Source organism: Actinocatenispora sera (assembly GCF_018324685.1).
Lineage (GTDB): Bacteria > Actinomycetota > Actinomycetes > Mycobacteriales > Micromonosporaceae > Actinocatenispora > Actinocatenispora sera.
This window is the reverse complement of record NZ_AP023354.1, coordinates 6,576,025-6,598,507: the sequence shown is the minus strand read 5'-3', so window position 1 is coordinate 6,598,507 and position 22,483 is coordinate 6,576,025. Positions and strand designations below refer to the sequence as shown.

The 22,483-nt window shown below is 73.8% G+C and carries 18 protein-coding genes, 1 tRNA gene and 1 pseudogene; 6 read left to right on the top strand and 14 right to left on the bottom strand.

Annotated elements, in window-relative coordinates; all coding sequences use genetic code 11:
- Window positions 1–132 precede the first annotated feature (132 nt).
- On the bottom strand, window positions 133–1,038 hold the full coding sequence (locus Asera_RS31055; RefSeq protein WP_030447136.1) for an MBL fold metallo-hydrolase: 906 nt from the start codon (window positions 1,036–1,038) through the stop codon (window positions 133–135).
- 89 nt (window positions 1,039–1,127) lie between these two features.
- Here Asera_RS31055 and Asera_RS31050 point away from each other — a divergent pair, with 89 nt between their 5' ends.
- A complete protein-coding gene (locus tag Asera_RS31050; RefSeq protein WP_030447135.1) occupies window positions 1,128–2,045 on the top strand; it encodes an AraC family transcriptional regulator in 918 nt (305 codons plus the stop codon).
- Here Asera_RS31050 and Asera_RS31045 read toward each other — a convergent pair.
- The 4 genes and pseudogenes from Asera_RS31045 to Asera_RS31030 all read right to left on the bottom strand — a co-directional run bounded on the left by Asera_RS31045 (window position 2,029) and on the right by Asera_RS31030 (window position 4,833).
- Entirely contained in the window at window positions 2,029–2,376 is a 348-nt protein-coding gene (locus Asera_RS31045; RefSeq protein ID WP_212804773.1) for an FAD-dependent monooxygenase, read from the bottom strand. The genes Asera_RS31050 and Asera_RS31045 overlap by 17 nt on opposite strands.
- 87 nt (window positions 2,377–2,463) lie before the next feature.
- Window positions 2,464–3,434, bottom strand: a pseudogene (locus tag Asera_RS31040) (FAD-dependent monooxygenase); the annotation flags it as partial.
- A complete protein-coding gene (locus Asera_RS31035; RefSeq protein WP_157034917.1) occupies window positions 3,431–4,126 on the bottom strand; it encodes a VC0807 family protein in 696 nt (231 codons plus the stop codon). The gene Asera_RS31035 and the pseudogene Asera_RS31040, both read right to left, overlap by 4 nt.
- A gap of 20 nt (window positions 4,127–4,146) precedes the next feature.
- Window positions 4,147–4,833: a TetR/AcrR family transcriptional regulator gene (locus tag Asera_RS31030; RefSeq protein WP_084131840.1), complete on the bottom strand. Its 687-nt coding sequence runs from the start codon at window positions 4,831–4,833 to the stop codon at window positions 4,147–4,149.
- A 93-nt stretch (window positions 4,834–4,926) separates the two neighbouring features.
- Here Asera_RS31030 and Asera_RS31025 point away from each other — a divergent pair, with 93 nt between their 5' ends.
- The gene (locus tag Asera_RS31025) at window positions 4,927–5,946 is read left to right on the top strand and encodes a 5,10-methylenetetrahydrofolate reductase (RefSeq protein ID WP_244844097.1); all 1,020 of its coding nucleotides are present in this window, start codon (window positions 4,927–4,929) and stop codon (window positions 5,944–5,946) included.
- Between the two features lie 19 nt (window positions 5,947–5,965).
- On the opposite strand, the gene Asera_RS31020 is transcribed toward Asera_RS31025, so the two are convergent.
- Window positions 5,966–7,072: an alpha/beta hydrolase gene (locus Asera_RS31020; RefSeq protein WP_030447130.1), complete on the bottom strand. Its 1,107-nt coding sequence runs from the start codon at window positions 7,070–7,072 to the stop codon at window positions 5,966–5,968.
- A 128-nt stretch (window positions 7,073–7,200) separates the two neighbouring features.
- Between Asera_RS31020 and Asera_RS31015 the strand changes: the two genes are divergently transcribed.
- Both Asera_RS31015 and Asera_RS31010 read left to right on the top strand, forming a co-directional pair.
- Window positions 7,201–7,932 carry an HAD family hydrolase gene (locus Asera_RS31015; protein ID WP_051802442.1) on the top strand — a complete coding sequence of 244 codons (732 nt, stop codon included), beginning with the start codon at window positions 7,201–7,203 and terminating at the stop codon, window positions 7,930–7,932.
- A gap of 70 nt (window positions 7,933–8,002) precedes the next feature.
- Window positions 8,003–8,407, top strand: a complete 405-nt coding sequence (locus tag Asera_RS31010) for an SRPBCC family protein (protein WP_030447128.1) — start codon at window positions 8,003–8,005, stop codon at window positions 8,405–8,407.
- 73 nt (window positions 8,408–8,480) lie between these two features.
- On the opposite strand, the gene Asera_RS31005 is transcribed toward Asera_RS31010, so the two are convergent.
- From Asera_RS31005 to Asera_RS30975, 7 genes are all read right to left on the bottom strand, one after another.
- A tRNA-Gly gene (locus Asera_RS31005) sits at window positions 8,481–8,553 on the bottom strand.
- A 174-nt stretch (window positions 8,554–8,727) separates the two neighbouring features.
- Window positions 8,728–11,097 (bottom strand): hypothetical protein, encoded by a 2,370-nt coding sequence (locus Asera_RS31000; RefSeq protein WP_030447127.1) that lies wholly within the window; start codon window positions 11,095–11,097, stop codon window positions 8,728–8,730.
- Window positions 11,094–12,905, bottom strand: coding sequence for a hypothetical protein (locus tag Asera_RS30995; RefSeq protein ID WP_030447126.1), 1,812 nt, complete (start codon window positions 12,903–12,905; stop codon window positions 11,094–11,096). Before Asera_RS30995 ends, Asera_RS31000 begins: the two co-directional genes overlap by 4 nt.
- Entirely contained in the window at window positions 12,902–14,194 is a 1,293-nt protein-coding gene (locus Asera_RS30990; RefSeq protein ID WP_030447125.1) for an ABC transporter substrate-binding protein, read from the bottom strand. Before Asera_RS30990 ends, Asera_RS30995 begins: the two co-directional genes overlap by 4 nt.
- Window positions 14,191–15,342, bottom strand: coding sequence for an ATP-binding cassette domain-containing protein (locus Asera_RS30985; protein WP_030447124.1), 1,152 nt, complete (start codon window positions 15,340–15,342; stop codon window positions 14,191–14,193). Before Asera_RS30985 ends, Asera_RS30990 begins: the two co-directional genes overlap by 4 nt.
- Before the next feature lie 245 nt (window positions 15,343–15,587).
- The gene (locus Asera_RS30980; protein WP_157034916.1) at window positions 15,588–16,814 is read right to left on the bottom strand and encodes a hypothetical protein; all 1,227 of its coding nucleotides are present in this window, start codon (window positions 16,812–16,814) and stop codon (window positions 15,588–15,590) included.
- Complete coding sequence (locus Asera_RS30975; protein ID WP_157034915.1) at window positions 16,798–17,655, bottom strand: C39 family peptidase; 858 nt, start codon at window positions 17,653–17,655, stop codon at window positions 16,798–16,800. The genes Asera_RS30980 and Asera_RS30975 overlap by 17 nt, the downstream gene beginning before the upstream one ends.
- 355 nt (window positions 17,656–18,010) lie before the next feature.
- Between Asera_RS30975 and Asera_RS30970 the strand changes: the two genes are divergently transcribed.
- Window positions 18,011–18,982 carry an acetylxylan esterase gene (locus tag Asera_RS30970; RefSeq protein ID WP_030447121.1) on the top strand — a complete coding sequence of 324 codons (972 nt, stop codon included), beginning with the start codon at window positions 18,011–18,013 and terminating at the stop codon, window positions 18,980–18,982.
- 76 nt (window positions 18,983–19,058) lie between these two features.
- Window positions 19,059–21,131, top strand: a complete 2,073-nt coding sequence (locus tag Asera_RS30965; RefSeq protein ID WP_030447120.1) for a S9 family peptidase — start codon at window positions 19,059–19,061, stop codon at window positions 21,129–21,131.
- Between the two features lie 115 nt (window positions 21,132–21,246).
- Here the strand turns inward: Asera_RS30965 and Asera_RS30960 are convergent, their stop codons facing one another.
- Window positions 21,247–22,239, bottom strand: coding sequence for a sigma-70 family RNA polymerase sigma factor (locus Asera_RS30960; RefSeq protein WP_051802441.1), 993 nt, complete (start codon window positions 22,237–22,239; stop codon window positions 21,247–21,249).
- Window positions 22,240–22,483 lie beyond the last annotated feature (244 nt).

Here is a 22,483-nt window from a genome sequence, read left to right as displayed (position 1 = left end):
GACAACGGAGCAATTCCGAAGGGTATCTGTACAGCTACATGGTGTTATTTGCGACCCGCCCGCACCACCGGTATCGCCGGAAATCACCCCGGCCCGGCGCGGTCCGGTGCGCCGGTCACCGTCCGTGCCCGGTCAGCCGGCCCACCTGACGATGTCGAACCGGTCTCCCGCCCGGCGTACCTCGACCGCGCCCGGCTGCGCGAAATGCGCCGGAACGACCAGTTCGGTGTCGTCCGCCGCGCGGCCCAGGACGGCCCGCCTGGTCACCGCGGCCGCCGCCTCGTCCTCGCAGAAGCAACTGTTGTACCGCGGCTGCAACACCTGTACCGGGCTGTGCAGCAGGTCGCCGACGAAGACCGCCCGGTCGGCACCCGAGGCCACCCGCAGCACCGACGAGCCCGGCGTGTGGCCCGGCGCCGACTCGAGCGTCAGGTTGCCGTCGATGCGGTACTCCCCGTCCCACAGCACCGCCCGGTCCAGCACCGGCTCGATGCTGTCCTGGAACACGAGCCGTGCACCGTCGTGCCGGCGCCGCTCGGCCTCGTCTCGTGGCGGCCGGCGCCGGCCCGCCGCCGGGTCGAAGTAGTCCCGGTCGGCCCGGGGGATCAGGTACGTGGCGTTCGGAAACGTCGGTACCCAGTTCTCGCCCGCCAGGCGGGTGTTCCAGCCCACATGGTCGTAGTGGATGTGCGTGTTGACCACCACGGCGACGTCGGCGGGCCGCACGCCGACCGTGGCGAGCCGGTCGAGGAAGTCGGTGTGCAGCTGGGCCAGCAGCGGAACCTGCGGCCGGTGCCGGTCGTTGCCGACGCCGGTGTCGACGAGCACCACCGCGCCCTCGCTGCGCAGTACCCAGGTCTGCACGGCCGCCCGGTACCGGTCGGTCGCCGGGTTCCAGTGGCTGGGCGCGAGCCAGGACTCGTTGTCCGCCCAGTCCTCGGCCCGGCTGTCCGGGATGACGGTACGGGCCGGTGCGATCTCCCCGACCCACTCGACGACGTTGCAGACCTCGACCGAACCGACTGCGAAACTGCTCATACGGCTCACGCTAAGCGGCAATGATGAGCCGATCCATGCTTGATCAGCTCGAATCACTGCGCGTTCGGCTCACTGTCTAGCCTGGGACGATGGACCTGGTCAGTGACGTGATCGCGGTGCTGCGCACCGGCCGACCGTCGGCGAGCCGGGTGCGGGTGTCCGCCGCGCACCGCTACCGGTTCGACGACTACCAGGGGGCGGGCTTCCACATGCTGTTGCGCGGCGGTGGCTGGCTGCTCCGCGACGGGGCCGAGCCGGTGGCGCTGGGGCCCGGCGACCTGGTCTTCCTGCCGCACGGCACGGCGCACGTGCTGTCCGACGCGCCGTCCGCCGCCGGTGCCGTGCCGTTCGACCAGGCACGGCCGGACTCCGGCGGCGGCGTCGAGTTCCTGTGCGGCAAGTACCGGCTGGACCGCGCGATCACGCACCCGCTGCTGGCCGAACTGCCCGACGTGGTGCACCTGCCGGCAGGCCCCGGCCGGTCGGCGGACCTGCGCGCGGCGGTCGAGCTGCTCGGCGCCGAACTGCACGCCGACCGGCCCGGCCGGCAGGCGGTGGTGACCGGCCTGCTCGACCTGCTGCTGGTCTACCTGCTCCGGGCCGGCCTGGACGGTGCCGGCGGATGGCGGCGCGCGTTGTGGGACGCGCCGGTCGCCGCCGCGCTGGAGGCGATGCACACCGACCCGGCCCGGCCATGGCGGATCGAACAGCTGGCCGCGCTGGCCGGTCTCTCCCGCGCCACCCTGGTCCGGCGGTTCGCCCGCTCGGTCGGGCAGCCGCCGATGTCCTACCTCACCCGGTGGCGGATGACGCTCGCGGCCCGCCTGCTGCGCGACACCGAGCTGCCGTTGTCCGTGGTCGCGGCGCGGGTCGGGTACGCCTCGCCGTTCGCCTTCTCGCACGTCTTCAAGCGCCGGCTCGGGCTGGCACCCGGGCAGTACCGGTCGCGACAGCGGCCGGACCCGGGTGCAGCCGACCCGACGCCGCCCGTCAGGTCCAGCGGGTGAGCGCGTCGGCGAGCGGTTCGTACCCGTCGTCGACCCAGCCGACCCGGCCGTCCGGCCGCACCAGCAGCGCCTCGTCGCCCCAGCCGTACCCCGGCACCTGATCCCCGGGATACCGGGCGCGCTCGCCCGCCTCCAGCACGACGGCGCGACCGGCGTGCAGCAGGGTCGGATCGAGGTCGGGCAGCGCCCGGCCCAGCAGCGGATGCCCCCCGGGCAGCTCGTACCGCAACTCCAACCCGGAGACGAGCCCGGCCAGGTACCGGTTCGCCGCCGGCAGCGCGATCAGCTCCGTCACCAGCTCGCGCAGCGCCATGACGTCCGGATCCGGCACCAGCAGCACCCCCTGCGCCCGGGTACTGGCCAGCACCCGCGCGGCGACCGGATGCCGCTCCGCGTGGTACGTGTCGAGCACCGTGGTGTTGCCCCGCAGCGCCGCGGCGATCTTCCAGCCCAGGTTGAACGCGTCCTGCAGGCCCAGGTTGAGGCCCTGGCCGCCGGTGGGGAGTGGATGTGCGCGGCGTCGCCGGCGAACAGCACCCGGCCGTGCCGGTACCGCTCCAGCTGGCGGGAGGCGTCGGTGAACCGGGACGCCCAGCGGATCGTCGCGACCGCGGGCAGCGCCCGCCGCAGCTCGTCGAGCGTCACCGGCGCCTCCCGCGGCAGCGTCTGCTGCTCGGGACCGGCCACGACCGCCCGGTACACCCCGTCGGTCAGCGGCAGCACCTCGGCGACCGTGCCGTCCGGCCGGTCGAACCGGGGCAGCCGCCACGAGCCCGCAGCGGGCTCGCCGTCCGGCTCGGTGAGCGTCACGTCGGCGACGACCGCGGACATCCGCGCGTCGCGGCCGGGAAACCGCAGCCCGAGCAGCGACCGTACCGTGCTGCGTCCCCCGTCGCAGGCGACCAGGTACCGGCAGTGCAACTCCGTGCCACCGGTGTCATCGGCGGTGTCGATCCGGTCGCCGCCGGTCGGTGCCTCGGTGCGGACGACGACCTCGTCGGGTCCGGCGTCGACCGCGACGACCGCGCTGCCGCGGCGCACCGGCACGCCGCGTTCGGTGAGCCGGCGCTCCAGGTACTCCTCGACGCGGGCCTGCGGGATGCCGATCTGGTGCTCGCCCCACGGCGCGTAGTCCAGTTCGATGCCGGCGAAGTGGCCGGCCGGCAGCTCGTCGATGGCCCGCTTGCGGATCGGCTCCAGCATCCCGCGCAGGTCGAGGATCTGCGCCGACCGTGGCTGCAGGTTCAGCGCCTTGGACTGGCCGGTGCGGGCCGCGAGCCGCTCCACCACGACGGTGGACACCCCGGCCAGGGCGAGCTCGTTCGCCAGCAGCAGCCCGGTCGGCCCGCCACCCGCCACGACCACCTCGTACGACGGGGTGCCGGTCATGCCCGCAGGTCCCGACGCTTGGTGTAGAGCACGTGGAAGATCATCAGTGGCGCGATGATCGCCGGCCAGATCAGCTGCAGGATCAGCGGCGCGATCCCCAGCGGCAGCACGAACGCCGCGGCGACGTGCAGGACCGCGTTGGCCACGGTGGCGAGACCCCAGACCGCGGTCAGCACCCGCAGGCCGTGCCGGAACCCCGCGTCGGTGTCCCACCGGCCCTCCCAGGCGCGCAGCCCGTCGGGGCCGACCTTGGTGAGCACGAACGAGCGGTACGCGACCATCAGCCCGGGCCGGCCGTACAGCACCGAGGCGAGCAACCACAGCCCGACGATGCCGACCAGCAGCCACAGCCACGAGTCGCGGATCAGCAGCGTTCGCGGGTTGCCGGTGAGCAGCGAGATGCCGACCCCGGCGGCGATCAGGACCAGGACGAACAGGGACGGGTAGTCGACCACCCGGCGGCGGACGAACCGCACCACCATGACCAGTACCGGTACCGCCGAGGAGATCACCAGCGCCGTCCACATGCTCGCGCCGAACGCGCGCAGCCCGTACAGCACGGCGAGCGGTGCCACGATGTCCAGCACGATCGACACGATCGGTGCCCACCGCCCCGGCGTCCGGCCTCGCGGCAGGTCCGGCGCGCCGGATGCCGGGGCGGACCCCGCGGTGAGGACGGTCGGTTGACTCATCGGATCCTCCTTCGCCGACCTCATCGGCCGGTCCGTTCGGTGCCGCGGTCGGCTGCCCGCCGCGGGTGCTGGGGCTCGGCGCCGGGGTCGGCGTGGGCGGGCCGGGGTGCGCCGGTGTCGGGCGCCGGGTCGGCGCGGGTGACGCGGTCGAACAGCTCGACCAGCTCGACGGCGTACGCGGCGTGGTCGACGTCGGGCCGCATCGCGACCGCGTCGATCGCGGCCCGCAGCACCGTCGCCATCACCTCCGGGTCGAACCGGCGGAACACGCCCTCCTGCTGGCCGGCGCGGAAGAACTCGATCGCCACCGCGCGTGGCGTGTCCGAGGTGGTGAGCCGGTCGTCGTTGCGGGCGCCGGCGAAGATCTCGACGAGCGCCCGGACCCGGGTCGGGTGGTCGCGCACGAACTCCAGGTTCGACGTGACGTACGCGGCGAGCGCGGCGCGGCGGTCGGCGGCCGCGGCGATCCGCGGCTGCACGTACCGGGTCGCCTCGCCGAGCACCGTGTCAACCACGGCCTGGATCAGCTCGCTCTTGTCCTCGAAGTGGTACGAGATGAGCCGGGTGCTGCTCAGCCCGGCGTGCTTGGCGATCCGGCCGAACGAGCACTGCGCGAACCCGGCGGCCGCGATGACCTCGATCGCCGCGTCCACGATCTGCGCGCGGCGGGCCTGCGCCGCGAGTGAGCGACCATCTGTTACCTGCATGAGTAAGAAGTTACTCAGGTAGGTAATTCGTGTCAAGCGCGCGGCCGATCGGGGCCGATGATCTTGCTGCGACGGCTCGGTAGGGTGTCCGCCATGACGACGCCCTCCCGCCCGGTTCCGCCGGCGAAGACCGCGCCGACCGGATCGGCGGCGACCCCGCCCGACCGCCCGACCGCGGCGCCCTCGCTGGCCGAGCGGCTGGCCGCCGGGACCGGGGGGATCCTGCTGCTCGGGCTGACCCCGCCGCGGCGCAGCGCCACCGCCGAGCAGGCCGCCGACATCGCCGACGTCACGCTGCGCCGGCTCGCCGGGCTCGACCTGGACGGCCTGATCCTCTACGACATCGACGACGAGAGCGACCGCAACCCGGACGAGCGCCCGTTCCCGTACCTGCCGACGATGGACCCGGCGGTCTTCCACGCCGAGCACCTCGGCGCCTGGCCGCACCCGGTGATCATCTACCGGTGCGTCGGCAAGTACCCCGCACCGGACCTGACCGACTGGCTGCGCTCGGTCGACCCCGGCCGGGTGCTTGGCGTGTTCGTCGGCTCGTCGTCGGCCGACAAGCCGGTACACACCGGGCTCGCCGAGGCGCACGCCCTGCACGACGAGGTGCGCCCGGAGCTGGAGCTCGGCGGCGTGGCCATCACCGAGCGGTACGCCCAGCGCGGCGACGAGCACCTGCGGATGCTCACCAAGCAGTCGCGCGGTTGCCTGTTCTTCGTCTCCCAGGTCGTCTACGACGTCGACACGACCAAGAGCCTCGTCTCGGACTACTACTACGCGTGCGCGGAACGCGGGATCGCGCCGCGGCCGGTGATCTTCACCCTGTCGGTGTGCGGCTCGACCAAGACGCTGGCGTTCCTGCAGTGGCTCGGCGTCAACGTGCCCAAGTGGCTGGAGAACTCGCTGCGGCACTCGGCCGACCCGCTCGCCGAGTCGTACCGGCGCTGCCTGGCCACGGCCACCGACCTGGTCGAGTTCTGCACCGAGCTGGGCCTGCCGTTCGGGTTCAACGTGGAGAGCGTGTCCATCCGCAAGGCCGAGATCGACGCCTCCGTCGCGCTCGCCGCCGACATCCGCCGCCTCCTCCTGCCGCCGCACCGACCGTGACCGACGGGGAGGGTCGTCGTCAGCGCACGGCGCGGTCGCGGCCCAGGAGGATCGCGGTCAGGTTGGCGAGCGATTCGGTACCGGGGGCGAAGTACCGGTCGTGCGCGCGCACGCCGGCGGTGCCGAACCTGCGCGCGCCGAAGCCCGGGTCGGTCGGTGCGGTGCCGTGGCCGACGCCGAGCAGTTGCACGTCCGGTACGTCGCGGATCCAGTCGTCACCGGCGCAGCCGGCCCAGACCCGCGCCCGGGTGTGCAGGTCCGCGGCCCGGTCGACGCCCATCCCGGGGCTGCCGACCACCGCGACGTCGCCGACCTGCCGGGGGAACCGGTGCGCGGCGAGACCCGCCACCACGCTGCCGTAGCTGTGCCCGACCACGGTGATCGCGGCGTGCGGCCGGACCGCGGCGAGGCCGGCGGTGAACCGGTCCAGCGCCGTCGCACCGGCCCGAGCCAGCTCCTCCCGGGCCGCCCCGCGACCGAGGTCCGGCGGCGGCCGGTACCCCAGCCAGCCGACGACGGCCACCCTGGCCGCCGGCGCCGTCGCGGTGGCCTGCCGGTACAGCTGGGCCGCCTGCGCGTGCGGCGAGCGGTACGGGTGCGCCGCGGTGGTGCGGTCGAACGTGGCCGGCCGGTTGCCGACGCCGGGCACGATCACCGCGATCCGGTCCGCCCGGGTCAGGTCGCCGAACACCTCGGCGACCCGGCCGCCGGCCCGCCGGTCGAACTCGATGATCTGCCGGCGCTGCGCCGCCCAGCTCGAGAACTCGCCGCCGGCCGCGCCCATCGCCGACCAGTTCGCCCGGTACCGCAGTGCCACCGGCGCGCCGTCCAGGTTGCCGACCACCGACGGGTACCGGTCGGCCAGCGCCGCCGCGTCGCGCCGCGGCAGGTGGCGGAAGAACGCGGCCACCTCGGCCGGCGTCGCGGTACGGGGATCGGGCAGCGGCCGGCCGTCGATCCGGTCACCGAGCCAGGCCCGGTCCGCGGTGCTCACCGGCATCGACGCGATCGCCGGTCCGGGCGTGAACAGCGCCGTCGTCGCCGGTAACGCCAGCGCCAGCCCGGTCGCCGCGAGCAGTGCGGCTCGTCGTACCCATCGCCGGACCGGTCCCTGCCGCTGCCGCACACACCCTCCACGCGCCCGATTGGTCGACTTCGGTCCGACCATGGTGCCGTACCGGTGGTGGCTGCGCCGACCGCCCCCCGCCGGCTGAGAGATTCCGCTGCGCCGGCGGGCCGGTAGCGTGGTCGACCGTGCTCACCACGGTGTTCTTCGACCTGGATGCGACCCTCGTCGACTTCGGGCCGGTTGCCTGGCGCGCCACGGTACGGGCGGTGTGCGACGGCCTCGTGTCGGCCGCGCCGGGGCTGGACCCGGCGGTGCTGGCCGACGCGTACGTCACGCGCTACGTCGCGCGGGCCCGCGCCGCCGGGCCGGGCGCTCCGCACCCGCGTGGCCCGATCCCGTCCGCGCGGACCGCGTGGCTCGGGCTGTGGCGGCAGGCACTGACCGAGTGCCGGCACCCCGAGCTGGCCGAGACCGCGGTCGACGCGTACATCGAACGGCGCCGCATCGACTACGCCTTGTACACGGACGTGCCCGGATCGTTGGAACAGCTGCGCGCCGACGGGCGGACGATCGGGGTGATCACCAACGGGCCGGGCGACGCGCAACGCGCCAAGATCGACGCGACCGGGCTGGCCCGGTACCTGGACCTGGTGGTGATCTCCGGCGAGGTCGAGACGGCGAAGCCGGGCCGGGAGATCTTCGAGCTGGCGCTGGAGCGCGCGGGCGCGGCGGCGGTGGCGGCCTGCCACGTCGGTGACAGCCTCGCCACCGACGTCGCCGGCGCCCGCGCCGCCGGGCTCGGGGCCGCGATCTGGCTGGACCGTACCGGCGCCACCCCCGCGGCGGGCACCGGCGCGTACCGCATCGACAGCCTGCGTGCCCTGCCCGGCCTGCTGCGCGACCTCGACGACGGTTGACCGGCGGGCGGGCCGGCTCGCCGACCGCCGGGCCCACGAAATGTCGGTACCGGCTGGCAGGGTGGCGGGCATGACCGAACAGACCCGACATCTCGGTGTGGCGATCGACCGCCCCGCGCCCGAGGTCTACGAGTACGCCGTCGATCCGCGCCACCTGACCGAGTGGGCGCCCGGGCTGGGCAGTTCCGTCGAGCAGGTCGACCGGCGCTGGTTCGTGCAGATGGGCGCGGACCGGGTGGAGTTCGCGTTCGCACCGCGCAACGAGTTCGGGGTGCTCGACCACCGGGTGACGACGCGGTCCGGGCAGGTGTTCGACAACCCGATGCGGGTGATCGCGAACGGCCCCGACCGGTGCGACGTGGTGTTCACGCTGCGCCGGTCGCCCGGGGCGAGCGACGCCGAGTTCGAGCGCGACACCGGCCTCGTCTCGGCCGACCTCGCCAACCTCAAGAAGATCGTCGAGCACCGCGACTGACCGGGCGGCAGGTACCGAAAGGGGCCGGCGGGCAGCGAAAACGCCCGACCTGCCTGGTCGGGCCTCGAACCGGAGCGGACGACGGGATTCGAACCCGCGACCCTCACCTTGGCAAGGTGATGCGCTACCAGCTGCGCTACGTCCGCGTTGCCCGGCAATCGTAGCGCACCGCCCGGCGACCCCGCGCCACCGGCCCGAGCTGCTGGCGGCCCGGACCGGACGAGTGCGTCTCCGGTGCGAAGCTCGTTCGGTCGTCGAGCGGCCGTCCGAGCGCGTCGCGTCGAACACGCCGTGCCGGCGGGACGGGTCCGGCGGCCGCGTCACCGGGTCAGGGCGGCGCGGTAGGTGTCGAGCTGGGCGACCAGGTCGATGTCGGGGGAGCGCTCGGCCAGGTCACGGGCCTCGGCCAGCCGGGCAAGCGTCGCCTCCCGGTCCGCTGCGGGGTTCGCGCAGAGCAGGTCCGCCTCGGCCAGCGTGCGCTGGATCGCGAGCGTCGGATCGGCGCCGTGCAGCAGCCGGACGTGCGCGTCCTGGAACAGCTGGTTCGCCCGGTGCGGCGCGGTGTCGAAGCACAGCAGCCCGAGGTTGTGCAGCACGCAGGCCTCGCCTCGGCCGTCGCCGGCCCGGCCGAACTCGCGCAGCGCCGCCTCCAGCCGAGCCTGGGCCTGCCGGCGGTGGCTGAACCTGCCGTCACCGCCGCAGTGCAGGTACGCCACGGCCAGCGCGAGGTCGGCGCGGCCCCGGCCGGCATGATCGGACCGGCGGCGCAGCTGGCGGCCCTTCGTCGCCCGGTACAGCGCGGTGGTCGGATCCCGGCCCAGCTCGGCGATGCCCAGGTTGGTGCTGACCTGCGCGCCGCCCCGTGACCGGCCGGGGCCGCGCTGCACCTCGTGCAGCCGCTGCTGCGCGCCGAGCTGGTCGCCGGTGGCGCGCCGGATCGCGGCGACCTGGTTCAGCGCCCAGGCGCGCCCGGCCGGTTCGCCGTACCGGTCGGCGAGCAGCTTCATCGAGTGCGCCACCCGGTACGCCCGGGCGGTGCGGTTGCTGTCGCCGAGGCCACGGTAGTCGCCGGTCGCCTCGTACCAGCGGCACAGCGCCGCGGCGATCGCGGCCACCGCGCGCAGCCCGCCGCGGGTCAGCCCCGGCGGCCCTGCCTTGCGCACCGGTGCCTCGGCCGCCGGGTCCGGCGCCACGATCGACACCCAGCGGGTGACCAGCGGCAGCAGCGTCGTCTCGTACTCCTCGAACCACTCGCGTGCCGCCGACTCCGGCAGCCGGTCCGCGTACTGGGTGGCGAGGTCGCCGTAGTGGCGCAGCAGCCGGGTGAGCGCCCGCTGCGCCTCCCGGCGTACCGCCCGCCGGGACCACTGCACGTACCCGGTCAGCGGGGGCACCCAGTCGTCGGCGATCAGGTACCGCGGTTCGTAGCTGCGGCCGTCTGCCGCGGTGGCCGGGCGGGTCGCGTACCCCTGCCGGATCTGCTGGCGGTGCCGGAGCGTGCGCAGCTGTTCGTAGACCTCGGGTTGGGACCGCGGGCGGTGCGCCAGCGCGGCGATGCCGCCGAGGTCGAGCTCGACCTCGGCCACCGCCGCCATCCGCCGCAGCAGCCGCAGCTGCACCGGATGTACCAGCTCGAAGGTGCGCCAGCAGGCCCGCCAGACGGCGTCGTTGACGGTGGTGTCCGGCAGCCAGTCGCTGAGCCGGTCGTCCGGCTCGATGTTCTTGGCCAGCAGCCGGATCGCGGTCGGCTGCTTGCCCAGTTCGCGCACGATGGTCTTCGCGTTCTCGTTGCCGGACAGGTCGCCGCGGTCGGTCTCCCGGCCGAACAGGTCGACCGCGTCCTCGTCGCTGAGGCCGCTGACCTCCCAGGTGAACAGGTGCGGGTAGGCCGAGCGGATGCTCATGCCGGTACCGGCGATCATCGTCAGGCCGCGCGGTGCGGTGGCGGAGAGGAACGGCGCGACCTGCTCGTCGTGCTGCACGTTGTCCACCACCAGCAGGATCTGCTCGGTGTGCAGCGCCTCGGTGATCGAGGTGTCCGGCCGGCCCAGCTGCGCGAGGACCGCGTCCACGACCTGCTGCGCGGTGAACGGATGCTGCGGGCCGGATCGCAGGTCGACGTACAGGGTGCGGGCCGCCGGATACTTGCGGGCGCAGGCCGCCGCGACCGCCGAGGTGCCGTAGTTGGGCGCGCCGTACAGCACCAGGACCCGGCCGTCGGCGATCTCCTGCTCGACCTCGTCGCACAGCGCTTCCCGCCCGACCAGCTCGGGCACCTCCGGCAGCTGGCCGTACACGGGTACCGCGCGCCGGTTGAGTCCGCGCAGCCGCCGCCGTTCCGGGCCTGCCGGCTCGCCCGGGACGGCGTCGGGTTCGGGCGCGGCGACGGCGGCCTGCGCGTCGGCGGCGAGCGTGGTGACGGTCGTGGCGGTCAGCGCCGCGGCGTCGGTCTCGGGATCCGGTTCGGGGTCGGGTTCCAGCCGGATCCGGTAGCGCATCTCCAGCAGCAGCGACAGCGCCACGCCGAACAGCACCGCGAGCAGCGAGTTGATCAGCGACGAGTCGGTGATCAGGTTGGCGCCCATCGCGGAGGCCAGCTGCGACACCAGTTCCGCCGCGGCCAGCGGCAGCACGAACCGGGCGACCCGGCGGATCCGCTGTCGCCACAGCCTTGTGCGCTCGTCGGTCACCGCTTCGTCGGCTTCGCTTGCCAGTTGCCGGACACGCCCGCCATCAGCAGCCGGACGATCTGCTTGCGCGCGGCCATCACCGCCACCAGCGGTACCACCGAGAACAGCACGGTGGCGGCGGCGACGTGGCCGGAGCCGGTGGTGTAGTAGCGCAGCTGGCCGAGCAGGCTGAGCCCGATCGGCGACAGCTGCGGCGGCGCGAACAGCAGCCCCACCGCGACGTCGTTCCACACCTGCACGAACTGCAGTACGCCGGCGGCGAACAGGTTCGGCCCGACCTGCATCAACGTGGCCCGGCCCGGGCCGGCCGCCTCGGCGCCGTGGTGGATCGCGGCCTGCCGCATCTGCTCCGGCGACAGCGACCCGAACGCGCCGTACAGCAGGGCGGTGGTCAGCGGGATGCCGAGCGCCAGGTGCGCCAGCACGAACGCCTGGCCGGTACCCGACAGCCGGGCCGTGCCGAGCGTCTGCACCAGCGGGATCGTGATCGCCTGCACCGGTACGGTCGCGCACACCACCACGACCGTCAGCAGGGCGCCGCGGCCGGGCGGGCGCAGCCAGCCCAGCGCGTACGCGGCGGGGCCGGCGAACGCCACCACCAGCACCGCGACCAGCAGCGCGAACAGGCCGGTACCGAGGTAGTTGCCGAGCATCCCGCCGGCGCCGAGCACCTGGCCGAAGGATGCCAGCGACAGCGCACCGGACAGTCCGTCCGTGGCCAGCGTCGCGTCGGCGTGCAGCGAGGCGAACACCAGCAGCGCCGCCGGGATCAGCCACAGCACGATCGCCGCCACGCACAGCGCCTGGGCGAGCCGGTGCCGCAGCCCGGAGTACCGGGCCGGCAGGTGCCGGTCCCACACCGTGACGTCGACCGGCGGCATCCGCCACTGCGCCCGGAACGAGATCAGCGGCAGCACCACGGTCAGCGCCAGCACCGCGAACCACAGCACGGACAGTGCGGCGGCCGGGCCGGCGGTCGGTCCGGCACCGTACCGCCAGACGTGCAGCGCGAGCACCTCGCCGGCCGGCTGGCTGGAGCCGGGCACGAGCGCGAGCAGCAGGTCGAAGCTGCGGGCCGAGAACAGCCCGGCCAGGCCCACCAGCAGCGCCGCCACCCGGCGCAGGATCGGCCAGTACAGCCAGCGGTAGACCTCCCGGCGCCGGCCGGTCTCGGCCATGATCATGGACACCTGCTGGCTGGGGATCGCGTCCAGCACCCGCCGGAACACCACCACCGACAGCCCGAGGTAGGCCCAGACGAACGCGGACATCATGGCGAACGTGACCAGGCCGGGCCCGAGCGCCTGTGGCGCATCGGACCCGATCACCCGGCCGGTCAGCGCGGTCACCAGGCCACGGCTCGGATCCGGGTCGTACAGCAGCCGGAACGCCACCGCGGTCGCGAGCATCGGCAACGCCATCGGCGCCACCAGCAGGACGGTCAGCACGCCGGCCCGGCGGACCCGGCGGGACACCACCGCGAGCAGGTAGCCGACCGCGGTCAGCACCACCGGTAGGGCGACCGCCCAGGCCAGCGTGCGCAGCAGCGCCCGGCGGGCGAGCGGGTCGGACCAGGCGTCGGTGAAGTTGCCCAGGCAGACGCCGCGGCAGCCGATGGTGAGGCTGTCGACCACGGTCCGGATCGCCGGCCACACCAGCAGTCCGCCGACGACCAGCGTGGCCGGCGCGAGGTACAGGTAGGCCCGGCGGGTCTCCGGCCGGATCCGGTCGCGCCGGGTCGGGCCGACGTCGTCGAGCACCAGCAGCCGGTCGACCGGTCGCATCCGGGGCGTCGGCGCGGTCGTCATCGGAGCATCCTCGTGGCCCGGTCGAACTCGCGTACCGCCTCGTCCACGGCTCGTTCGATCGGCCGGCCGCCGGTGACCGCGCGGAAGAAGTCGGACAGGATCAGCCAGCTGCCCTTCCCGTCGTCCCCGATCAGCGTGCCGGTCAGCTGATCGGACAGGTCGAACCGGATCTCGGCGCGCGGGTCGTTGATCTCGCGCGCGAGCCGGCGCAGCCGTCGCGGGTACTCGATCGTCAGGTTGTCCAGGTACGGTGCGACCAGGAAGCCGGCCTTCACCCACGGCGTTGCCGCCGCCCTGGTGGTGAGGTACTTCATCAGGCGCAGCCCGGGCCCGCTGCGTCGCAACAGCACGGCCAGGTCACCGCCCACTATCTGCGGTCGCCGGCGGTCCTGTACCGGGGGGAACGGGAAGTACGACGGCTCGTCGTCGGGGTGCAGACCTTTCACGATCGGCGCGACGAAGTCGCCCTCGAACAGCAGCCCGGCCCGGTGTTCGCCGAACACCTGTGCCACCGACGCGTCGAACGGGGTGAGCAGCGCTCGGGCCCCGCCGTAGGGGAGCGCGTGGGGCAGCGCCCACAGGTCGCCGAGGTTGCGCAGCGCGTCTCGGACCAGCTCGACGTCCCACGTCGCGTGCGGCGAGACCAGCGCGTCGTACGCGTTGCCGGTCTGGTCGTTGCTGTTGAGCGAGGCCAGCACGTTCTCGAACCAGTCGGTGAGTACCCAGCCATCGGCCGCGCCGATCGCCAGCGGCGCCTGACCGGGCACCGGCCAGTGGTGGACGAGGTCGACGAGCTCGGTCCAGGTGCTCGGCGTTCGCGCCAGCAGCGGGTTCCCGTCGGCCGACGGGAACAGCTCGCTCTGCCGGTACCAGAACAGCGACTTGTGTGCGATCTTCAGCCAGCAGCCGTACAGGGTGCCGTCGACGCCGGCGAGGGAGGACCAGTAGTCCGGCAGGCCGGCGACGTAGGCGTCCGGCAGCACGACGAGGTGCCCGTCTTTCGCGTACCGGGTGATCAGCGACGGCTCGGAGAACACCGCGACGTCCGGCCGGTTGCCGGCGGCCAACCGGGCCGACAGCATCGCGTCGACACCGTTGCCGTTGGCGACGACGATCCGGACCGAGTGCCCGGTCCGGGCCGTGAAACCGGCGAGGACCTTCCGGAACGCGGCGAGTTCCGGGCCACCCCAGGCGCACACCACCTCGAGCCCGTGGCCGGCGCTGGTGCAGCCGGTCAGCGGCACCGTGGCGGCGGCCGCGCCGGCGGCGAGCAGGGTGCGGCGCCTCATGACGGCACCCCCGCGTCCGGCGGCACCGGGGCGGACGGCGCGGCGGCGTTCAGCGGTACCCGGACCGCCCGGCCCGGCGTGGCGGTGACCCGGACCCGGTGGCCGACCGGTACCGGCTGGGGCAGCCGCAGCAGCCAGTCGCGGCGGCCGCAGCGAACGGCGCGAACCCGCTGGAACCGCGGCCGTTCGTGCGGCCCGAGCACCTCGACGACGAGCTGGCTGCCGCGCGCCCGGCGGGCGGTACCGGTGGTGGACGCGGCCGGTGCACCGACCACCATCCAGTCGGCTCCCGGCGTCGGGGCCGGTGCGGGTGCGCCCCACTCGGCCGGCCAGTCGTCGACCGGCACGATCAGCATCGGGTCGCCGTAGAGCACCGCAGCGGCGTCGACCGAGCCCGGCCGCGCCACCGCCGCCGGCGGCCCCTGCGCGACCACGGCCCCCTGGTAACCGACCACCACCACCCAGTCGATCGCGTACGGATCGGTGCGGGCGCGCAGCAGCCCGGGGCGATCGGTGCACAGCAGCACGGCGAGGTCCGGCCGCTGCGTGCGGGCCTGGTCGAGCAGCTGGACGTACGCGTCGTCGGGTTCCTGGCCGCCGGTGGCGTCGACCACCAGTACCGGCCGGCCGTGCAGCAGCGCGCGTCCCAGCGCGGTGAGCATCCGCTGCGCGGCGCTGACCCGGTCGGGCACGTACCGCTCGACCGAGGACAGCTGGAAGGCGGTGAGCATCCGGTCGACCTGGTCCGAGTCCTGGCCGTACCGCCGCCAGCGGATCCGGCGGCGTTCCAGCCAGCCGGCGGTGGACTCCTCCCGGGCCCGGATCTCCTCCCGCAGCCGGGCGCCGAACAGCATGTTGCGGCGCAGCGACAGCTGCGGGATCAGCCCCCCGCCGGACGGTACGAACGCGCACGGCGCCTCGTCCGCCGACCACTGGTGCTCACCGAAGGTGATCCGGCCGCCCGCCGGTTCGTCCAGGCCGACGACCGCGCGGGCCAGCCGGGTACCGCCGAAGCCGGTCTCGCCGATCACGGCGACCACCTGTCCGGGGGCGACCGCGCAGCGCAGGCCGTCGACGGCCCGGCCCGGTACCCCGCCCGTCGCGGTCGGGGCCAACTCGAGATCGGTGAGTTCCAGGTCTGGGCACATGCCTCGCATCCGGCTCGGTGTGACTGAGCGGTCCCGACGGAGGGCCTGCCGGACCGTCCGGGCCTGCAACGCGTCCCACCCGAGGGTGTGACGTCATGGCCCACCACGCGGCTCGCCCGGGCGCAGCCATGCGGCACACCCTAGTCGAATATCGGACATCGTGGTGTCGACCGTGCGACGTCGACGATGCTGGATCCGCCCGGCGAAACCGGGCGGACCTGCGGAGACGGGATGTCGGCGAGTCGTCAGTGACAGGTGGGTAACGGAGCGAGTTCGCTGACCCGCACCAGGCTCGGTGCCGCGGTCGCCTCGCCCTTCGCGGCGGGGGCGTACCCGACCGCGAGCGCGTCGCCGCTCGCCTCGGTGTAGCCGTACCGCGGGGTCAGCTTGGTGAACGCGCCGGTGCGCAGGTCCGCGGCGAACTGGGCGGTACCGTCGTCCCACGTCACCAGCGGTCCCGCGGCGCGGACCCACTGCACGTTGCGGCCGGTCGACACGTGCCGCACCCGCACCGGGGCGCGCCAGCCGGGCCGCCACACGTACAGGGTGCGCACGTCGGCGCTCACCCACGCGGCCACGCCGCTGCCGGTACCGACGATGAACGCCGGTCCGCGTACCGCCGCGAGCGTGGCCGGCAGCCGCGCCGGTGCGCCGTCGGCCAGCCGTACCGCGTGCAGCCGGGTCAGCGCGTCCGGTCGCGGCGACTCCGGCCACACCAGGTCGCCCTCGAACAGGAACGGTGCGCCCGGATGCCCGGCCCGCACCACCTCGTCGGCACCGGTGGCGAACGTGTACCGGTGCAGCGCGGTGCTGCCATCGGGGCGCCCGGCCGTCCAGGCCGCCACCCCGCCCGCGACCACCGGATACAGCAGCGGGCTCGGCACCGGGTTGCCGGCGGCGTCGACCGCGTTGCCGGCCAGTCGCCGCGGCCTGCCCCCGGCGACGGAGTCCCAGCCGTACAGGGTCCAGGCGGACAGGTCGTTCGGGTTGTGGCTGACCGAGAAGACCAGGTACCGGCCATCGAACGCGGCGCCGTAGAGCTGGTCGGTGTCCGGGTGCGCGAGCCGTAGCACGCGGGTGCTGTGGCCATCGCGCCGGAACACCACGGTGCGCTCGTCGCCGGTCCGGTCGTCGAGTACCGCGGTCCCACCGTCCGCGCCGACCGCATGGACCACCAGGATCTCGCCGGCCCGCTGGGTCAGCCGGTCGCTGCGTAGCGCCCGCCGCCAGCTCGCCGGCTGCGGTACCGCGCAGAAGTTGGCCGCGGGTGCCGCGTCGGGTACCGCGGTACCGGCCGGGGGAGCGGGGCTCGCGCTCGGGGTGCGCGAGGCGGCCGACCCGGCACCGTCGTGCGGTGCCGGGTCGGCCGCGGTGTCGCAGCCGGCGAGCAGCAGCAGCGCCGCCCCCGCCAGCAGCCAGCGCCGACGGGTCGGTGCGCGATGGCCTGCCGAGGCGTTACCAGACGTAGCCACGGCCACCGTTGATCGTCGTGATGGTGGCCGACGACATGGTCGAGTACGCCGGTACGCCGGACGACCAGGAGATGCTCCCGGCGCCGTGCACCGAGTCCTGGTAGCGGGTGTACTTACCCGAACCGGAGTAGCCCCGCATCGTGTAGTAGTGGAAGACCTCCTGGTTGCCGGGGTGGCCGACCAGGTGCGGCCCGCCGGGTACCTCCCAGGCGTCGCCGATCAGATCCCAGCCGTTGTTGATGTCGGCGACCAGCCGGGTCTGGTAGGTCGACTTCTCCTTGCTGGTCGGGTCGTACGACAGCCCCACCGGGTAGTAGGTGGCGCCCTGCCCGTGCAGCTTGTAGGTGAGCACGTCGGCGACCGGATAGCCGGTCTGGTACGCCTTCGGTACCGCGGCGTTGCGTCCGGACCAGTCGGTGCCGTCGACCGTGGTACGCAGCAGCTTCGCGGTGCTGCTCTGGCTCAGCGACACCCCGCGCACCTTCAGCGCGCCGGACACCGCGGCCGGTCCGCACCAGTAGTAGGTCTGCTGGGCCTGCTGCGTGCCCTTCAACGACTTGGCCGTACTGGCCGCCGTCGCGCCGGGCCGCGCCGCCTCGGCCCGGACCCGGGCCATGGTGCGCTGCGCCGCCTCGGTCCGGCGCTGCAGGCCGGACCGCGCCGCCGCGCTCAGCGGTACGTGCGGGTCGTTGTCGTGCGCCGCCTTGTATGCGGCGGCCGAGTGGGTCGGCTGTTCCGGCGCCACGCCGATCGGCGCGGCCGCGGCCGGTGCCGCGGCCAGCGCCGCGACCAGGCCGGCGCCGGACATCACCGACAGCAGAAGTCGGGTACGAGCTGCCACAAGGTCCTCCCCCGGGGGCCGCCGGCACCGGGTGCCGGCACGCGGTCGTACGGTCCCGCCGAGACGCCGGCGGGCCGGCGCGAGGTCTGCGGTACGCCATGCGATCCCGCCGTCACCCCGCGTCCCTGACGCTAGACGTCAACTGAAGGTCGAGCCGGATCTTCCGGTTATTTCACCTTTGCGTGACGTTGCACACGGCGAGACGGCTTGCGTGCCGCACCCCCGCTCCGGCACTGGCACGACCGCAACGGTGTCTGACAAGCTGTGCTGCGATCGCGGCCGGGCCCAGCGCCGTCGCCCGGTCGCCGGAGCACGGTGCCCCGAGTCGGGGCGGTACGACGAAAGGCAGAACGACATGCTGGTGGACTGGCCACTGGAACGGCTCCGGGACTACCGCCCGGAGCGCACCGAACCCGCCGACTTCGACGAGTTCTGGGCGGGCACGCTCAAGCAGGCCAGGGCGAAGGCGAGCCCGCCCACGTTCACCCGGTACGACGCGGCGCTGGCCACCGTCGAGGTGTTCGACCTGACGTTCTCCGGCTTCGACGGGCAGCCGGTCCGCGGCTGGTTCGTGCTGCCGACCGGGGTCGAGGGCCCGCTGCCGTGCGTGGTCGAGTACATCGGCTACAACGGCGGGCGCGGCCTCGCGCACGAGCGGCTGGACTGGTCGTCCGCCGGGTACGCGCACCTGATCATGGACACCCGCGGCCAGGGCTCGAACGGGTCGACCGCCGGAGCCACCGCCGACCCCGACCCGGTCGGGCTGCCCAACACGCCGGGCTTCATGACCCGCGGCATCACCGACCCGGACAGCTACTACTACCGCCGGGTGTTCACCGACGCGGTGCGGGCGGTCGAGGTCGCGCGCGAGCACCCCCGGGTCGACCCGGACCGGGTGATGGTCGCCGGCGCCAGCCAGGGCGGCGGCATCACCATCGCGGTCGCCGGCCTCGTCGACGGGCTGTACGCGGCCATGCCGGACGTGCCGTTCCTCTGCCACTACCGGCGCGCCACCGAGATCACCGACAAGAACCCGTACCACGAGATCACCCAGTACTGCCGGACCCACCGGGACGCCACCGAGCGGGTCTTCGCCTCGCTGGCCTACTTCGACGGCATCAACTTCGCCGCCCGGGCGAGCGCCCCGGCGCTGTTCTCGGTGGCGCTGATGGACGCGATCTGCCCGCCGTCGACGGTGTTCGCCGCGTACAACCACTACGCCGGGGCGAGCAAGGACATCCGGGTCTGGCCGTACAACGAGCACGAGGGCGGCGCGGCGTTCCAGCGTGCGGAACAGTTGCGTTACGTTCGCGACCTGCTGCGCTGACCGCGCGCCGACCGTGGCATGGTGCTGGACATGATCCAATCCAGCACGCTGCCCGCCGGCACCTGCGGAGGCCGGGATGAGTGACGACATCCTGCGGGAACTGGCCCGTACCGGCCGATTCCGGTACGGCCTGCCGCGCGACGTGACCGTTTCGCCGGACGGCGGCCGGGTGCTGTTCCTGCGTGCCGCCTCCGGCCACGACGCGACCACCTCCCTGTGGCGACTGGACGTGGCGACCGGCGCGGAGACGCTGCTCGCCGACGGGGCCGGGCTGACCGGCGGGGAGCTGTCCGCGACCGAACGGGCCCGACGGGAACGCAGCCGGGAGAGCGCCGCCGGCATCGTCGCCTACGCCAGCGACCGCGCCGCGGACCGCACCGTGTTCACCCTGGACGGTCAGCTGTGGCTGCTGACCAACGGCACCCCGGTGCGGCTGCCCGCCACCGGTTCGGTGATCGACCCGCGGATCAACCCGGCCGGCACGCACATCTCGTACGTCTCCGCCGGCGCGCTGCGGGTCATCGGCGCCGACGGTACCGACGACCGGGTGCTCGCCGAGCCCGAGACGGCGGACGTGACGTACGGGCTGGCCGAGCACGTCGCCGCCGAGTCGATCCACCGTTACCGCGGCCACTGGTGGTCGCCCGACTCGTCCCGGCTGCTGGTGGCGCGGGTCGACCAGGCGCCCGTGACGACCTGGTACCTGACCGACCCGGCCGACCCGGCCCGGCCGCCGGCCGCGGTGCGCTATCCGGCCGCCGGTACCGACAACGCGATCGTCACGCTGTGGCTGATCAACCCGGACGACGGCGCGCGCACCGAGGTGGTCTGGGACCGGGAGGGCTTCGAGTACCTTGCCGAGGTCGACTGGTCCGGCCCGCTGACGATCCTGGTACAGAGCCGGGACCAGCGCGAAGTGCACGTGCTCGAGGTCGACGAGCAGACCGGCGCCACCTCACTGCTGCACGCCGACCACCACGACGACTGGTGGGAACTGGTACCGGGGCTGCCGGCGCGCACCGCGTCCGGCGCGCTGGTCTGGTCGGCCGACGACGGCGACACCCGCCGGCTGCTGGTGGACGGCGCCGCGGTGACCCCGCCCGGCCTGCAACTGCGCGCGGTGTCCGGGGTGGACGGTGACGCGGTGCTGTTCACCGCCGGTACCGAGCCCACCGAGGTGCACGTGTGGCGCTGGTCGCCGGACACCGGCCCGGTCCGGCTGTCCGCGGGTGCCGGGGTGCACCAGGGCGTCGCCGCCGGCGGTACCACCGTGCTGACCTCACGCTCCCTGGAGTACTCCGGTGCCCGGACCACCGTGCACCGCGACGGCGCGGTCACCCCGATCGCGTCGCACGCCGCCACCCCGACGCTGACCCCGCGGGTCCGGCTGTACGAGCTGGGCGAGCGCGAGCTGCGTTCCGCCCTGCTGCTGCCCTCCTGGTACCGGCCGGGGCCGACCGACAAGCTGCCGGTGTTGCTCGACCCGTACGGCGGGCCGCACGGGCAGCTGGTGCTGCACGCCCGCGACATGTACCTGATGTCCCAGTGGTTCGCCGACCAGGGGTACGCGGTGCTGGTCACCGACGGCCGCGGCACCCCGGGTCGTGGCCCGGTGTGGGAGCACTCGATCCGCGGCGACACGCTGACGTACGCGCTGACCGACCAGATCGACGCGCTGCGCGCCGCGGCCGAGCTGCACCCGGAGCTGGACCTGTCCCGGGTCGGCATCCGCGGCTGGTCGTACGGCGGTTACCTCGCCGCGGCCGCCGTGCTGCGCCGTCCGGACGTGTTCCACGCCGCGGTCGCCGGCGCCCCGGTCACCGACCCGACGCTGTACGACACCCACTGGCAGGAGCGGTATCTGGGCCATCCGGCCGAGGCGCCCGAGGTGTACCGGCGCAACTCGCTGATCCCGGACGCGACCGCGCTGACCCGGCCGCTGCTGCTGATGCACGGGATGGTCGACGACAACGTGGTGGTGGCGCACACGCTGCGGCTGTCCGGCGCGCTGCTCGCGGCCGGCCGGCCGCACGCGGTGCTGCCGCTCACCGGCGTCACCCACATGGCCGGCCAGGAGGACGTCGCCGCCAACCTGCCCCGGATGGAGCTGGAGTTCCTGAACCGCACCCTGCACCCGACCCGCCCCTGACCAGCGCCTTCCGCGGCCGACCCACACCCCCGATCCGATGGGTCGCCGACCGGTCGGCACCGACCCGGTTCGTCCCGGTTCCGGCTCCCCCGCGGCCGGTCCGGGGCGAACCCGCTCACTGGACGTAGTCGCGCAGGGCGCTGACGTTGTCCGGGCGGCGCAGCTTGAGCAGCGTCATCTTCTCGATCTGCCGGATGCGCTCCCGGGAGAGGCCGAACTCGCGGCCGACCTCGTCCAGGGTCCGCTGCCGGTCGTCGTCCAGCCCGTACCGCAGCCGGATGACCGCCCGCTCCCGTTCGGTCAGGGTGGACAGGACGCCTTCCAGCGCGTGCTTGAGAAACCCGTACGAGACGGTGTCGTCGTTGTCGTGGTGCGGCTGGACGAAGTCGCCGAGCGAGCTCTCGCCGTCCTCGCCGACGCCCTGGTCCAGGCTGACCGGGTCGCGGTCGTAGCTGATCAGCTCCAGCACGTCGGTCGGCGCTACGCCCATGGCCTCGGCGATCTCCAGGTGGCTCGGCTCCCGGCCGAGGGCGAGCGCCAGCTCGCGCCGGGCCCGTACCATCTTGTTCACCTGCTCGACCATGTGCACGGGCAGCCGGATGGTGCGGGACTGCTCGGCCATCGCCCGGGTCACCGCCTGCCGGATCCACCACGTCGCGTAGGTGGAGAACTTGTAGCCCTTGGCGAAGTCGAACTTCTCCACCGCCCGGACCAGCCCCAGGTTGCCCTCCTGGATCAGGTCGAGGAAGCCGATGCCGCGGTTGGTGTAGCGCTTGGCGATCGACACGACCAGGCGCAGGTTCGCCTCCAGCAACCGGTTGCGCGCCGCGACGCCCTCGGTGACGATCCGGGACAGCTCGTCGCGCAGCGAGTCCGGATCCGCCTGGTACGCGGCGGCCAGCGGGCCCTCGGTGGCCCGGCCGTGCAGGATCTCGGTCGCGTACAGGCCGGCCTCGACCCGCTTGGCGAGGGTGACCTCGTCGGCGGCGGTCAGCAGCCGGACCCGGCCGATCGCGTTCAGGTAGGTACGCACCAGGTCCGCCGAGTTCGCTCGATCGTCGGTGTCGGTCCGCGTCGTCAGGTATTCCTCGCTCAGTGGAAGGGCCACTGTCTTCCGCCTCCCGTGCCGGGCGCTGGGCGCCTGAGTGTGCTTGTCGATGCCGGCTCGGCGCGTCGGTCACCCGCGTCGTCCCGTGACGCCGATTCCACCGGGGGAGAAGCCCCTACGGGGAGTCGCGGGAGCCAGGTGGCACGAATCCGGGAACTGCCCGGCGGCGCCCGGGATCCGTTGGCACGAATGGGGGAGTCAGGGCCGGGGTACCCGACTGAACAACGGTGCGTGTCTGCGTCGT

What these genes read in the sequence shown, in the direction of transcription:
- Asera_RS31055 (WP_030447136.1), bottom strand. Translation starts at nt 1,038, where the DNA reads ATGAGCAGTTTCGCAGTCGGTTCGGTCGAGGTCTGCAACGTCGTCGAG.
- Asera_RS30990 (WP_030447125.1), bottom strand. Translation starts at nt 14,194, where the DNA reads ATGAGGCGCCGCACCCTGCTCGCCGCCGGCGCGGCCGCCGCCACGGTG.
- Asera_RS30965 (WP_030447120.1), top strand. Translation starts at nt 19,059, where the DNA reads ATGAGTGACGACATCCTGCGGGAACTGGCCCGTACCGGCCGATTCCGG.
- Asera_RS30985 (WP_030447124.1), bottom strand. Translation starts at nt 15,342, where the DNA reads ATGTGCCCAGACCTGGAACTCACCGATCTCGAGTTGGCCCCGACCGCG.
- Asera_RS31010 (WP_030447128.1), top strand. Translation starts at nt 8,003, where the DNA reads ATGACCGAACAGACCCGACATCTCGGTGTGGCGATCGACCGCCCCGCG.
- Asera_RS31025 (WP_244844097.1), top strand. Translation starts at nt 4,927, where the DNA reads ATGACGACGCCCTCCCGCCCGGTTCCGCCGGCGAAGACCGCGCCGACC.
- Asera_RS31035 (WP_157034917.1), bottom strand. Translation starts at nt 4,126, where the DNA reads ATGAGTCAACCGACCGTCCTCACCGCGGGGTCCGCCCCGGCATCCGGC.
- Asera_RS31030 (WP_084131840.1), bottom strand. Translation starts at nt 4,833, where the DNA reads ATGCAGGTAACAGATGGTCGCTCACTCGCGGCGCAGGCCCGCCGCGCG.
- Asera_RS30970 (WP_030447121.1), top strand. Translation starts at nt 18,011, where the DNA reads ATGCTGGTGGACTGGCCACTGGAACGGCTCCGGGACTACCGCCCGGAG.
- Asera_RS31050 (WP_030447135.1), top strand. Translation starts at nt 1,128, where the DNA reads ATGGACCTGGTCAGTGACGTGATCGCGGTGCTGCGCACCGGCCGACCG.
- Asera_RS30995 (WP_030447126.1), bottom strand. Translation starts at nt 12,905, where the DNA reads ATGACGACCGCGCCGACGCCCCGGATGCGACCGGTCGACCGGCTGCTG.